At 68.4% G+C, this 12,173-nt stretch carries 11 protein-coding genes; 6 read left to right on the forward strand and 5 right to left on the reverse strand.

Features of this window, described 5'->3' with window-relative positions:
- Window positions 1–266: 266 nt before the first annotated feature.
- The 3 genes from F0U63_RS41105 to F0U63_RS41115 all read left to right on the forward strand — a co-directional run bounded on the left by F0U63_RS41105 (window position 267) and on the right by F0U63_RS41115 (window position 3,565).
- Window positions 267–1,046, forward strand: coding sequence for a glutathione S-transferase family protein (locus F0U63_RS41105; protein WP_395839188.1), 780 nt, complete (start codon window positions 267–269; stop codon window positions 1,044–1,046).
- Window positions 1,047–1,216: 170 nt separating this feature from the next.
- Window positions 1,217–3,298: a WD40 repeat domain-containing protein gene (locus tag F0U63_RS41110; RefSeq protein WP_395839190.1), complete on the forward strand. Its 2,082-nt coding sequence runs from the start codon at window positions 1,217–1,219 to the stop codon at window positions 3,296–3,298.
- Between the two features lie 105 nt (window positions 3,299–3,403).
- Window positions 3,404–3,565 (forward strand): hypothetical protein, encoded by a 162-nt coding sequence (locus F0U63_RS41115; RefSeq protein ID WP_395839193.1) that lies wholly within the window; start codon window positions 3,404–3,406, stop codon window positions 3,563–3,565.
- A gap of 137 nt (window positions 3,566–3,702) precedes the next feature.
- Here F0U63_RS41115 and F0U63_RS41120 read toward each other — a convergent pair whose 3' ends face one another.
- Both F0U63_RS41120 and F0U63_RS41125 read right to left on the reverse strand, forming a co-directional pair.
- The gene (locus tag F0U63_RS41120; RefSeq protein ID WP_395839195.1) at window positions 3,703–5,160 is read right to left on the reverse strand and encodes an Ig-like domain-containing protein; all 1,458 of its coding nucleotides are present in this window, start codon (window positions 5,158–5,160) and stop codon (window positions 3,703–3,705) included.
- Between the two features lie 66 nt (window positions 5,161–5,226).
- The gene (locus F0U63_RS41125) at window positions 5,227–6,690 is read right to left on the reverse strand and encodes an alpha/beta hydrolase family protein (RefSeq protein WP_395839198.1); all 1,464 of its coding nucleotides are present in this window, start codon (window positions 6,688–6,690) and stop codon (window positions 5,227–5,229) included.
- A 245-nt stretch (window positions 6,691–6,935) separates the two neighbouring features.
- Here F0U63_RS41125 and F0U63_RS41130 point away from each other — a divergent pair, with 245 nt between their 5' ends.
- Window positions 6,936–7,775, forward strand: coding sequence for a hypothetical protein (locus tag F0U63_RS41130; RefSeq protein WP_395839201.1), 840 nt, complete (start codon window positions 6,936–6,938; stop codon window positions 7,773–7,775).
- Between the two features lie 40 nt (window positions 7,776–7,815).
- On the opposite strand, the gene F0U63_RS41135 is transcribed toward F0U63_RS41130, so the two are convergent.
- Both F0U63_RS41135 and F0U63_RS41140 read right to left on the reverse strand, forming a co-directional pair.
- Window positions 7,816–9,099 carry a hypothetical protein gene (locus F0U63_RS41135; protein WP_395839203.1) on the reverse strand — a complete coding sequence of 428 codons (1,284 nt, stop codon included), beginning with the start codon at window positions 9,097–9,099 and terminating at the stop codon, window positions 7,816–7,818.
- 164 nt (window positions 9,100–9,263) lie between these two features.
- Complete coding sequence (locus tag F0U63_RS41140) at window positions 9,264–9,929, reverse strand: TetR/AcrR family transcriptional regulator (RefSeq protein ID WP_395839205.1); 666 nt, start codon at window positions 9,927–9,929, stop codon at window positions 9,264–9,266.
- A 168-nt stretch (window positions 9,930–10,097) separates the two neighbouring features.
- Between F0U63_RS41140 and F0U63_RS41145 the strand changes: the two genes are divergently transcribed.
- Together F0U63_RS41145 and F0U63_RS41150 are read left to right on the forward strand one after the other, a co-directional pair.
- Complete coding sequence (locus tag F0U63_RS41145; protein ID WP_395839208.1) at window positions 10,098–11,036, forward strand: oxygenase MpaB family protein; 939 nt, start codon at window positions 10,098–10,100, stop codon at window positions 11,034–11,036.
- Between the two features lie 134 nt (window positions 11,037–11,170).
- Window positions 11,171–11,620 (forward strand): hypothetical protein, encoded by a 450-nt coding sequence (locus F0U63_RS41150; protein ID WP_395839210.1) that lies wholly within the window; start codon window positions 11,171–11,173, stop codon window positions 11,618–11,620.
- Between the two features lie 54 nt (window positions 11,621–11,674).
- Here the strand turns inward: F0U63_RS41150 and F0U63_RS41155 are convergent, their stop codons facing one another.
- Window positions 11,675–12,037 (reverse strand): nuclear transport factor 2 family protein, encoded by a 363-nt coding sequence (locus F0U63_RS41155; protein ID WP_395839212.1) that lies wholly within the window; start codon window positions 12,035–12,037, stop codon window positions 11,675–11,677.
- Between the last annotated feature and the right edge of the window lie 136 nt (window positions 12,038–12,173).

Here is a 12,173-nt window from a genome sequence, read left to right on the forward strand (position 1 = left end):
TTTCAAGCAAGTGGGGCCGTGGGTCAAGGCGGGCGTGTGCTGGGTTGTGATCCCCTGCCCTGACGGCGAAGAGGTCTCGGCTCTGCCGGAGCGCGGTCACCTGGCGCGGGAGAGCACCAGCGGCGCGGCTCGGACGCCAGGGCACTGCGCCGCGTCGCAGGAACCAGGCAGGTGGGTGCGGTGCGCTCCAGCACAGGCGTGGGGCAAGTTGTGCGGAAGCGCATCCGATGAAGGCGGAGAGAAGAAGCGAATGCGATGCTGGGGCCATGAGCCCTTCCCGATTCGTCGCCCTCCCCATGTCTCCCTGGTCCGAGCGGGCCCGCTTCGCCCTCGACCACCACGGCATCGACTACCGTGAAGACGCGTATGTCCCCCTCCTTGGAGAGCTGGCGCTCCGGGTGCGCACCGGGGTGTATCGTGGGCGGCTCTCGGTCCCCGTGCTCTTCCACGAGGGGCATGTCATCCGCGACTCGGTGGAGATCGCCCGGTACGTGGACCGCCTGGGCAAGGGGACGCCGCTGTTCCCCGCGGGGGCCGAGGCGGAGATCGCCCGGTACGTGGAGCTCACCAACACCCTCATGGAGGCGGGGCGGGTGCTCGGCGTGCCCCGGATGGCCCAGAGCGCGGAGGCGCGGAACGAGAGCCTGCCCTCGTTCATGCCCGCCCCGCTTCGCTCGGCGTTGAGTCCGCTCGCGGGAATGGGGATGGCGTACATCGCCCGGAAATACGGCCTGAGCGAGCAGGCCCCCCAGGAGGCCCGGGACACGATGCGGCGCATCCTCGAACAGCTCCGGGCCGGGCTGAAGGGGCGAAGTACGCTGCTCTCCGACTTCACCTTCGCCGATATCACCACCGCCGTGGCGATGGGCGCGGTGCGGCCGGTGGAGCATCCCGCGCTGCCGCTCGGCCCTGGAATGCGCGCCGCCTTCACCGAGCCGCTGCTGGTGGAGGAGTTTGGAGACCTCCTGGCATGGCGGGATCGCCTCTATGCCGAGCGCCGGCCCACCCGGGGCTCCCCGCGCCCGGCCGTGACCGCCGCCGGGTGACCACCGTCCGAGGTTGCGGTGAGTGCCAACAGAGTTGTCGCGAGCCGAGATAGCCGGAGAGCGCCAGGATGGCGTTGACCCCATGTGAGCCACGAGGAAGGGATGCAGCCGCCATCCGTGGATCTCGCGAACGAGCCGACGCCTATACTCTCGCCGTGCGAAGACACGGAATGTTGGGGTGGGGAAGTCTGGCGCTGCTCGTCGCCTCCTGTGCGGCGCATCGGCCCGGCGGCGAGGTCTCCCGGTCCGCCGAGACCAAGAGGAGCCTGCGCGCACGCATCTACCTGACGAAGGGCGAGGCGGCGGTCGACTCGCGGCAATGGGGGTTGGCGGCCGGCTATTTCGCGGCGGCCCGGGTGGAGCAGGATTCACTCGCGGCACAGTGGGGCCACGCGTGGGCGACGAGCCATGCCTCCACCCTGCGCTGGACGAAGAAGTTCGAGGGCTCCGTCCTCGCCACCGCCTTCTCTCCGGACGGCCGGGTGCTGGCCTCGGGCAGCCATGACTCCGGGGTCCGCCTCTGGGATGTGAGCCGCGGGGAGCTGCTCGCGGAGCTCAAGGGCCATACGGCCGAGGTGCACGCCGTCGCCTTCTCCCCGGATGGTCGGCTGCTCGCCTCCGGAGGCAGACCGGGAGAGATTCGAATCTGGGACCTGAGCGAGCGTCGGCAGGTGGCCGTGCTGGAGGGCCACTCGGACGTGGTGCGCGGGCTGGCGTTCTCCCCGAGCGGCAAGCAGCTCGCGTCCTGTGGCGTGGACAAGACGGTGCGTGTCTGGGACGTCGGCACCGGGGCCGAGCGGATGCGGTTCGACCACGACGAGTACGCCATCTCCGTCGTGTTCTCCGGGGATGAGCGACAGCTCCTCTCGACGAGCATGGACCGGACGGCCCGGTTCTGGGACCTGGAGGCACGCAAGGAGCTGCGCCGCCTCGTCGGGCACGAGGAGAAGGTGGAGGCGGCGGCCTTCTCCTCGGATGGGCAGCTCGTCATGACCGCGGCGACCGACCACACGGTCCGGTTCTGGAGCGCGCAATCCGGCGGGCTCGTCAATGTCGTGAGAATCCCGGGCGGTATCGCGACCGTGGCCATCGATCCCGGGTTCCGACTCATCGTCGAGGCGGGATGGGATGGACGCGTGCAGCTCGTCGATGCTCGCAGTGGTGAGTTGCTCGAGCGTCTGGACGCGCATCACGCGATGACGATGGCGGTGGCCCTGTCTCCGGACGGCCGCACCTTCGCCTCGGGCAGCAGGGATGGCGCATTGCATGTCTGGTCCCGGCCCGAGCTTCCCGCGGAGCTCGTCCTCCGAGGCCATGGTGTCTGGATCGACGCGCTGGCGTTTCCCGAGGAGCAGGCGCTCGTCTCGGGGGCGGAGGATGGTTTGCGCCTGTGGAGCCTCTCGGGAGGGAGTGCCCTCGCGCCGGGCGCCTTCGAGCCGGGGACCGTCACGCTCGCGGTGAGCCCGGACCGCGAGCTCATCGCGGCGGGCGGGACGGATGGGACGGTGCGCGTGCTGGAGGCCAGCTCGGGCCGTCAGGTGCTTGGCCTCTCCGGCGTGACGGGCTCCGTTCGAGGCCTGGCCTTCGCCCCCGATGGAAAGACGCTCGCGGCGGGCGGAGAGCGCGACGTCACGCTCTGGTCGTTGCCGTCCGGATCCGTCGCCGGGCAGCTCGCGGGGCACACGGCGAAGATCTGGGCCCTGGCCTTCGATTCAACGGGGAGCCGCCTCGCCTCCGGCGGCGCGGATGGCACCGTGCGCCTTTGGGACGTGGGTCGCCGCCAGCAACTTCGCCAGTTCCAGGCGGGAGGCACGGTGCGAGCCATCGCCTTCACCCCCACCCATGGCCTCATGGTGACGGCGGGCATGAAGCAACCCCTTCGCATCTGGGATGCCGCGGAGGGCCGGGTGTTGAAGGAGTTGGACGATGGCCCTGTCGGCACGCTCGCCATGTCCCTGTCCCGGGACGGGAGGTTCATGGCCTCGAGCGGAATGGACCTGCGGGTGAAGGTCTGGAGCCTTCCCTCCGGTGAGCGGATGGGGGAGATCCCCGGTCACCAGGGGATGCCCACCGCCGTGGTCTTCTCGCCGGAATCCTCGACCCTGGCCTCGGCGGGAGCGGACAGGACGATCCGCCTGAGCCGGGTGGAGGGCATCGTTCATCCGCCTCCGCCCGAGCCGACGCTCGCCGAGGCGATGCGCCGATACGGGCTCACGCGGGAGGAGGAGCGGTTCCAGCTCCAGTACCGCTGACCGTCCCCTGGAGGGTGTCAAAGAATTCGTTTCGACCCGCCCTCACGCGATTCGTCTGACACCTTCTCCGCATATATCCATGCGTTCCTACAGACGGCGCTTGCCGTGATGCTGCTCGCCCTGGGCTTGTCTTCCGGGGGGAATGTCAGTCATGCCACGGACTCCCTTGCCGTGCCGCCTGACGCCCGGAATTTCATCCAGCCTTTCTTCCTCGTCGTCGACCGCAACGAGGATCAGGTGATTGGAGCGAGGTCGCTGGCATCGTGACCTCGCGGCTGAGGTTCAAATCCTATCGAGGCGAGGACATAGACCTGCACTTCCAGGCACTTGCTCCGGTTTCGACGGCGCTGGGAGACTCATCGCCACGGAGCACGCTCCGACCCCTCGCCTCCTACGAGTCGTCCCTACGAGTCGTCTGACACCCTGGTTGGGGCGCTCGGGTCGTTCTCCAGTGTGCACTGCGCCTCCAGGGCGTTGTCGAGGAAGGTGTTGCCGTACTCGACGCGGGTGAAGTCCGTGGTCACCTCGGGCGCGCGGAGGAGGCCGCAGCCGGAGGAGTGGGTGAACTCGCTCCGGGTCACGAAGGCGCCCAGCTCCTGGAGGACGGTCAATGCCGCCGGGCCCGCATGGGAGACGGAGACATGATCGAGCCTGCTGCCCCGGGCATCACCGAAGATCAGACCCTTCCAGAAGCCCGGCGAGGGCGTGGAGGCGTTCGCCACGAAGCGGATGGGCCGCGTGGCGGTGCCCTGGGCCACGAGACTCCCTTGTTCGTGAACCCAGATATTCTGGTCCCGGGCCATCCGGATCTCGGTCCCCGGGACCAGGGTGAGCACCGGCCTGGAGTCGGGGTCTCCCACGAGGAGGTTCTCTTGTATGACATACGGCACCCCCAGGTTCGGCCACGTCTGACTGTGCTCGACGTCACCCGAGACGAAGACCGCGTTGGACTCGTTGTCCGTGAATTCACTGTCCGAGGGAATGGAGCCCACCACATCAGCCCAGATCAAGAGCGGATAGCCACACCCATTCACCCGGAGCTTCGTGGAGCCGGGGGCGAACGTGCCACCATGGCGCAGATAAGCAGCACCTCCGATACACCGGCGCACGGTGACGTTGTCGGCGAGGAGGGAGCCATTCACGTACAAGGCGCCGCCCAGCCAATGCCCATCCACACCTTCGATGACGGCGTGATGGAGGCGGATGGAGGAGTGTTCGCGCACCAGGAGCCCCGCCCAGAAAAGGGATTCAGAGGCGTTGTCTGGGTCATCGGAGGTGAGCAGGACGGGGCTCGCCTCGGTTCCTTCCACGGAGAGGACCCCGGTTTCCATGCCACCCACCTCCAGTTGTGCGCCGGACAGGAAGCGGACCACGACGCCGGCTTCCAGGGTCAGTTGGGGAGCGTTGGCGCCATCCACCGTCAGGTAGGAGCGCACCACGTGGGGGTTGTCCGCTGCCCGCCACGTTTCAGGGGCGGTGATGAGCCCCGAATGGAGGAGGCCCTGGACGTTCAGCGTGGCCTCACCGGGTAGGACGTCATACCTGGTCGAGAAGGCCGTCGCCCGGATGGTGACAGTGCCCCTGGCGCGGGCCGTCACCCGTCCCGTCAAATCCACTCCCGCCAGCTCCCCATCGCTGCTGCTCCAGCTCAGGGAACCGACATCCGCGGGGCGTCCGTCCAGATCCGTCACGTTCGCCGAACACTGGGTGCTTTTCGTGACGTCCAAAGTGGCCGCCGCGCAGGTCACCGTGATTCGGAACTGCTGCTGCTGCTCCTCCTCCTCGCGTCTTTCCTCCACACAAGCGGACAGGAGGAGCAGGAAGCAGGCGGACAGGAATCGATTCGTTTCCTTGATGTTCATGGGGAGAACATGCCGCCCCCCCTCCGAGAGAGGAAGGAGGAAGTCGGGGACCCTTGGGGCCGTGCCTCAGGGCGCCGGGCAGGGATGGGCGGAGACGATGGAAGCGCGAATCAGGCCCGTCGTCTGGGGATCATCGGGGCCCACGGTGTTGTTGGTGAAGGCGCACCCGTACGAGGGGCTCGAGACCACGGCGGGGTCGAGCACCTCGTCCCCCCGGGGCTTGAGGCCCTGCTGCTCCCACTGGACCATGGCGTCGAAGGCGGCGACCTGTTCGGCGGTGGTGAAATCACAGTGGCTGACGCCGCGGATGGCGCGCTGGACGAGCCACTGGGAGGTGCCCTGGGCATCCGCGCGGCGCTTGAAGATCTGCTCCATGCTGAAGGGGACGAACAGGTCGCCCAGCGTGTGGAGGCTGACCACGGGAACCGAGATGCGGGCATTCGTCTTGGGAATCCATCGGAGCCCATCGCGGCGGAGCCTGTTGGCCTCGGGGTCTCCGCGCACGCGGTAGATGGAGGCATTGAACGCCTGCTCCTCGGCGGAGAGGCTCGCGTCGTTATCGAGCTGGAACTGGATGTCCGCGGTGGAGATGCCGTCCCGGTTGAGGATGCCGTCCACGGTGCCGGAGCTGCCGAAGGTGCCCCAGAGCAGGTCCTGGATGCTCCTGGCCAGGGGGCCACTGAAGCCGGGGTCGAACAGGGGCCGCTCGCCACCGGTCAGGTGCTTGACGACCTGCTTCAGTTTGTCGCCCTGGGGAGTCACCTCGGTGGGATAGGTCTTGAAGATCGCGGCCTTCACGCCAGGTTGGATCAGCGCCCAGTCCTCCACCGGCCAGCCCGAGGCGGGATAGCCCGCGAGTTGCTGGGCGGCGAGCCCGTAGGCGGCGAAGTAATTGAACAGCTCCGCGTCACCCAGCACACCGCACATGGGGACGGCGCCGTCGTAGCGGACCTTGTGGTTGGCGGTCTCGAGGGTCTCCGCGTCGATGGCAGCGGCGGCGACATGTCCACCCATGGAGTGGCCAATGATGTACGTCTTGCGCGGAGCCTCGAGCGGGCGGCCCCGCTCGGAGGCGATGCGAGTGAAGGCGAGCGCGAGTGCGTTGGTGTCCTCGATTCCCGCGCGCACGTCATAGGAGTTCTTCGAGTAGCTCGAAGCGGCCCAGGCGTACCCGTTCTCGAGGAGGTGGCGCCGGATGCTGGGGGTGCTGACGTTGAGGGTGCTCGCGGTGCCGGCGTACCCGTGCGCGTACATCACGAGCATGCCATTCCAGTTCTTGGGGACCTCGATGCGGTAGCCACTGCCCTCGAGGATGCCCCACCAGCGGTCGCTCTCGGGGGCGTTGGACAGGGCGGTGAAGGGCAGGGCCGCCTCGTCGACCGTATAGGTGCGCGAGTCCTGGCCGCGAGTCTCCTCGGGCTCCACGGGGGGCGGATTCTGCCCGTCTGGCGGGTTGTCCGGGTGCTCACAGCCGTGCAGGGCCAGACCGGCGAGCGCGAGCGCCGCCGTCATGCGAAGGGTTCTTCTCATCGTGTTGTCTCCATCGGGTACTTCGGGGTCCTCTGGCTCACGACCCGCGATTCGAACTCTTTGACACCGCAGCCGGGAGGATCAGAAAACCCGTTCCGCTCCCTCGCCTGCTACGAGTCGTCTGACACCCTGGGGCTTGGGCCAGCGTTCTCTTGTGCGGCGATGTCCTGATAAGCTGAGCGCCGTTGATTCGCGCCCCTTCAATCCGTCTCCTGCCGGGCCTGGCCCTTCTACTCTGTGCGGCGGTGTGCCCGCCGTCCGCCCATGCGGGCCCACAGTCCCTTCTGGCGGGCTGTACGGCGGAGCCGTTCGGCGGTGAGGGGTGGAGCTACGAGTGCGGTGACTTCAGTGCCATCCTCTCGGACCACGCGGGCGTCTCCGCCCAGAGGCTGTGGCAGCGCAACCGCCGCGCCTTCCAGAAACAGGCCGCGGGGGGAGTGACGTTCAAGGTGGTGAAGGCCACCCTGGCGGGCCGCAAGGTGCGCCTGCTGCGCATGCGCGCGAAGGTGCCCGAGGCCCAGGAGTCCTCGGTGCTCGCCGTCGTGCCGGTGAAGGGAAAGGGGGCGCGGCGGCTCCTCTGCAAGGCCCGCGGCATACCGGAGCCGCAGGCCCACTGTGGGCAGGTGCTGGAGCAGCTCGCGGCACAACCGTGGAGGGCGCTCCCCGAGGAGGGAGTGGCCGTGGCGCAATCGGATGCCGCGCTCGCGGGCCGGGAGCTCGTCGTGCCCGACGGGTGCAACCTCACGGCGGACAATGGCAGCGGCCGGATCGAGTGCGACGACGGCTCACGGCTCGACTGGACCCGGCTCCCCGATGCCTCCCGCCTGCGGGACTCCGTGCGCGAGGGTCTGCTGACGTTCAAGGACGTCCCCCGGGCGAGCTACCTGGAGTCGCGCCTTCCCTGCGCCATCGACGGCGCCAGGACGGAGTGCACGTACCTGCGCATGCTCGGCTCGAGTGAACGGCGGGAAGCGTACTTCGCGGGTGCGGTGGTGCGCGGGATGCCGACGGTCATCTCGTGCATCGCGGGAAAGTCCTCGCGGCTGTTGCCCCAGGCGTGCCAGCAAGTACTCCGCATGCTTTGAGCAGCCCATGAACCGCGGCCCACGCTTCTCGCGGCGTCCCTCATGAGCCCGAGGGGAGCACGGCGATCTCCGGCCCCTCAAGCCGTGGGGGCGTGACGACCACCTCCAACGCCTGGCCCCGGACCACGCAGGTGCTCTCCGAACGGGGCACGTCGCGCACGATGTTGAGCGTCTCCGGCCGCGAGAACTTCAACGGACTGGTGGCCAGCGTCCGCTCCGGCTTCTGGCTCTCGTCGCTGTCGTTGTAGACGAGGCCCATGCCCTTGAAGCGCCCGGGCAGCGTCAGCTTGAACCGGTAGCCCTCGAGCTCACCGGACGCGCCCCGCAGCTCCACGCGCTCCATCCCCAGCTCGCCCCGAGGCGGACCGAACCCCGGGAACACCAGCCCCGTGGTGAGACCGATGATCCACTGCACCGGCCGCTCATCGGCATCGGGCTTGCCACAGCCCGTCAGCTCCTCGGGCGACTTGGGGCCCAGCCACAACTCCAGGTGATCGTCCTCGCGCCACGTCTTGCCGCCCGAGCCCACCCACAGGTTGTCGCGCACCTCGAGGATCAACGTGTCCGGCGCCACCAGCAGCGCCTTGAGCGAGGCATCCCGCGCACCCTTGAGCTTGCCGGCCAGCACGTTCTTCGCCTGCAGCGCGCAGGCCCCCAACCCCACCCGCTTCCACCCCTCCTTCACGTAGGCCTCGTCCATGGGCACCCGGGGCAGGTACGGCAGCACGCGTTTGCTGGGCGCGAAAGGACCGTCCTGGCAGGTGTCGGGCCCGAGCACGCGGCTGCCCTGGAGCGTGGAGAAGTCCCACGTGGTGCGGTCCTCCTCCATCTCGTCCTGACCCAAGAGGAAGTTCACGTGCCCCTCGCGCACCCGCTCCAGGGGTGACAGCCGCCACACGCGGGTGTGGAGCCAGCGCTGGCTGCCACCTCCCGCCTGCACGTGGGAGAACAGGCCGTTCTTCACCTTCACCGTGTCCTTGCCCTTCTGCGCGCTGCCGTAGCCGTCGTTGCACACCGCGAGCAGCAACTGGGCGGCGTCCGGCGACACCAGCCACCATTCGGAAGCCGCGCAGTCATCCTCCACGAGGCTGCCGGCGGCCCGGCGGCCCGCGCCGAACTTGCGGCCCTTCTCCTCGGGGGCGTCGTCCGAGGAAAACCATCCGAGGTCCAGGCGCACCACGCGCAGGCGCTGGCCACGCGCATCCGTGCCTCCAACGAGCGACTCGGCCACCTGGCAGGGCTCGCGCCCGGCGCACAACGGCTCGGACGCCATGGGCGCGGCGCCCAGGAGCGTCCACAACAACGACGGCAGAACAAAAGGCATGGGCCCTCTTCTACCCAAAAGAACAGGCGCCGGAGCCTCGTGGTCGCAGGGAGCACCGGTGGCCGACATCGCCAGACTGTCTCCCTTGAATTCTCACACGTATGCTGGACGTCTCATGAAGCTCGGTCAGCCGCGGGTTCATGCTCGCGACTCGACCGGGGGCATCAGCGCCCGACGAGACCGTCGAGCAGGCGCTTGGCGAGGGCCGTCACGGTATCGCGGCGGGTCTCGTCGAGCCGCTCCCACCCGAGGAAAGCGAGCGACACGGGCTCTGTCGCCGTGAAGGCGGAGAGCGAGGTGATCAGCATCACCGCGCCCGCGCGATCCTCTTCCCTCCCGGGGCGGCGCTGGCGGGCGATGGCCAGCAGGTCGGCGACGAGGCCGATGCCGGGGCTCCACAGCCCCTCGAACAGCAACGCATAGCCCGGGCCCTGCTCGCTCATCTCGCGCAGCACGAAATCGGTGGTGAGCCGTTGCTCGGCATCGGCGGTGATCGCGTTGACGAGCGCGTCGAGGATACGGTCGAGCCAGTCCCGCGCTTCCGTGGCCGAGAGCGACCCCTTGTTCGCGGCCTCGCGAGCGACGCACACCAGCGGCAACAGCCGGCGGCTGTGCTGTTCGACGATCTCCTGCGCGCAAGCGCGGTGCAGCCCCTCCTTGTTGCCGAAGTGGTAGGCGATCACCGGGAGCGTGACCCCCGCCTCGGCGGCGATCATCCGGGTGGTAGCGCCCGCGAAGCCCTCACGAGCAAAACAGCGCATGCCCGCCTCGAGGATCCGGGCCCTGGTCATCTCCGTCGGCGTCAGGCGGCTTTTGGTCTCGGGGCTCATGGTCATCCATATAGGCAGGGAGGTGCCTGTCGCGGTAGGGCGCACTCCCGCGGGTTTCTCCTCGGGCGAGGACGCGGAACGTCCTCCCGGCCGGAACAGGCGCTCAGGCTGTTGCAGCGGTTCCTATCGCTTGATATACGGTGTATATCACCTGATAGGGGTGTCGCTATGGCATTACGTGATGCGGTACCGGCGGAGCGCGAAGCAGCGCCGGCGCAGTCGGCGAAACGGGCGGCCGCGCGCGAGTGGAAGATCGACTATCTCTCCCCCGCCGGAGAGCCTTCGCTGGTCCCGCCGGACTCGGTGCAGTGGCGGGTCTACCGCAACCCGATCGTCATGGGCATTGGCGGAGTGGCCGCCGTTCTGCTCGAGTTCGCCGATCCGCGGATCCGCAGCGGGGTCTGGGACCACTCGGTCTACAAGGTGGATCCGATCGGACGCTCGCGACGTACCGGGGTCGCGGCGATGGTTGGGGTGTATGGCCCCGCCTCGGTGGCGCGCAAGGTGATCTCCGGCGTCACGAAGATGCACGCGCGCGTGACGGGCGAGACACCCAATGGGCAGCCGTACCGTGCGCTCGACCCGGTGCTGCTCGATTGGGTCTATGCGACGGCCCTCTTCGGCTTCTTCAAGGCCTACCACACGTTCGTTCGTCCGCTCTCGCCGGAGGATCAGGTGCGCTTTTTCAGGGAGGGAAAGCCGGTCGGCGAGCTCTACGGCGTCACGCACTGTGTCGGGTCGGAAGCCGAGTTCGTCGCGATGATGGAAGGGCTGCTGCCAGGTTTCGAGCCACACCCCATCAACCTCGAGTTCCTGAACATCATCGAATCAGGCCGTTCGGCGCCTTCCGTGCCGCGCTTCCTGCACCGCGCGATGGCCCGGGGCGCGGTCGCGATCCTCCCGCCGGTGGTCCGGAAGAAACTGGAGCTCGGCGCGGAATGGGACCTGACCGCACTCGACCGTCTGGCGCTGCTCTCCGCCGGCCGGCTCGCCGACCGCTGGCGCGACCGCGACTCTCCAGCCTGGCAGGCCGCGCTGCGTCACGGTCTGCCCGGCGACTTCGCCTGGCGATCGCCGTCGATGCAGCGAAGCCTGCTCAAGAGCTGACGCTCACGCATCCGGTGTGAGCGCCAGGTGGTCACCCCTGATGCGAGGTGACAGGTCGGACTCGTCCGTCTCCTGCCCGGCATCCGCTGCTCACGGGCCGCGGCCAGCATCCACGAACCTTCCTTGGAGGAATCATGTCTCAAGACGTTGCCGTGGCACGCCCCAGTTCCCTGAAGACCATTCTGCAGACCCTTGCACGCATCTGGCTGGGAGCCTCCTTGCTCCTCGCGGGAGCGGGCCACCTCACGTGGGCCCGCACCGAGTTCCTGGCCCAGGTCCCGAAGTGGCTGCCACTCGACGCCGACTTCGTCGTCCTCGCTTCGGGCGTGGTCGAGCTCGTGCTCGGCGCGGCGCTCCTCTTCGCGCGCCGCCTGCGCACGCAAGTCGGGTGGGTGGTGGCCGCGTTCTTCGTCGCGATCTTCCCGGGCAACATCTCGCAGTATGTCCATGGCATCAGCGCGTTCGGTCTCGACACCGACAGGGCGCGGTTCATCCGGCTCTTCTTCCAGCCCGTCCTCATCGCCTGTGCCCTCTGGTCGACCGGCGCCTGGGCGGCCTATCGCGCGTCGAAGCACTCGAAGTGACGCACCGGGCGAAGGGGGGGACTGTGGACGGTGGGAGCCGCCCAGGGTGCCAGCTTACGGGTTGAAGAGCTTCGACGCGTCGACGTACGCGTTGTACTCGGCCAGCTTGGCCCCATCGAAGCGGGAGATGGTCGCCCACGGCACGGTGAGCGTGCTTCCATCCTTGCGCACATAGGTCACCAGCCCGTTGGCGAAGGCGCGGTCCCCCAGCGTCCAGCAATTCTGGAACTGGTGGCTGATGCCGCCAATGGCCGAGAAGAACCCGGCGATGAAGTCCTTGATGGGGCCGTGGCCGGTAACCGGCTCGTTGTTCCCGAAACGGAAGACGCCCCCCTCGGTGAAGAACGACGCGAAGCCACGGGCATCGAGCGCATCCACGCGCGCGAACATCTCGTCGAAGAACCGCTTGTGCTCCATGAGTGTCTTCTCCTGGTACGGCCTCGTGGACACTGGGGTGCCGCGCAGGCCGGCCCGAAGTCTACGCTGTCCCTCCCGGCAACGACAGCACCTCCTCGGCCAGTGGTGGACCGGCCATCCCGGCTCCACGGCGACA

Source organism: Cystobacter fuscus, assembly GCF_044360685.1.
Classification (GTDB): Bacteria; Myxococcota; Myxococcia; order Myxococcales; family Myxococcaceae; genus Cystobacter; species Cystobacter fuscus_C.

Excerpts from the sequence above, each read along its gene's own strand:
- F0U63_RS41105 (WP_395839188.1), top strand. The coding sequence starts at position 267 with ATGAGCCCTTCCCGATTCGTCGCCCTCCCCATGTCTCCCTGGTCCGAG.
- F0U63_RS41110 (WP_395839190.1), top strand. The coding sequence starts at position 1,217 with ATGTTGGGGTGGGGAAGTCTGGCGCTGCTCGTCGCCTCCTGTGCGGCG.
- F0U63_RS41120 (WP_395839195.1), bottom strand. The coding sequence starts at position 5,160 with ATGAACATCAAGGAAACGAATCGATTCCTGTCCGCCTGCTTCCTGCTC.
- F0U63_RS41125 (WP_395839198.1), bottom strand. The coding sequence starts at position 6,690 with ATGAGAAGAACCCTTCGCATGACGGCGGCGCTCGCGCTCGCCGGTCTG.
- F0U63_RS41135 (WP_395839203.1), bottom strand. The coding sequence starts at position 9,099 with ATGCCTTTTGTTCTGCCGTCGTTGTTGTGGACGCTCCTGGGCGCCGCG.
- F0U63_RS41140 (WP_395839205.1), bottom strand. The coding sequence starts at position 9,929 with ATGAGCCCCGAGACCAAAAGCCGCCTGACGCCGACGGAGATGACCAGG.
- F0U63_RS41145 (WP_395839208.1), top strand. The coding sequence starts at position 10,098 with ATGGCATTACGTGATGCGGTACCGGCGGAGCGCGAAGCAGCGCCGGCG.
- F0U63_RS41150 (WP_395839210.1), top strand. The coding sequence starts at position 11,171 with ATGTCTCAAGACGTTGCCGTGGCACGCCCCAGTTCCCTGAAGACCATT.
- F0U63_RS41155 (WP_395839212.1), bottom strand. The coding sequence starts at position 12,037 with ATGGAGCACAAGCGGTTCTTCGACGAGATGTTCGCGCGCGTGGATGCG.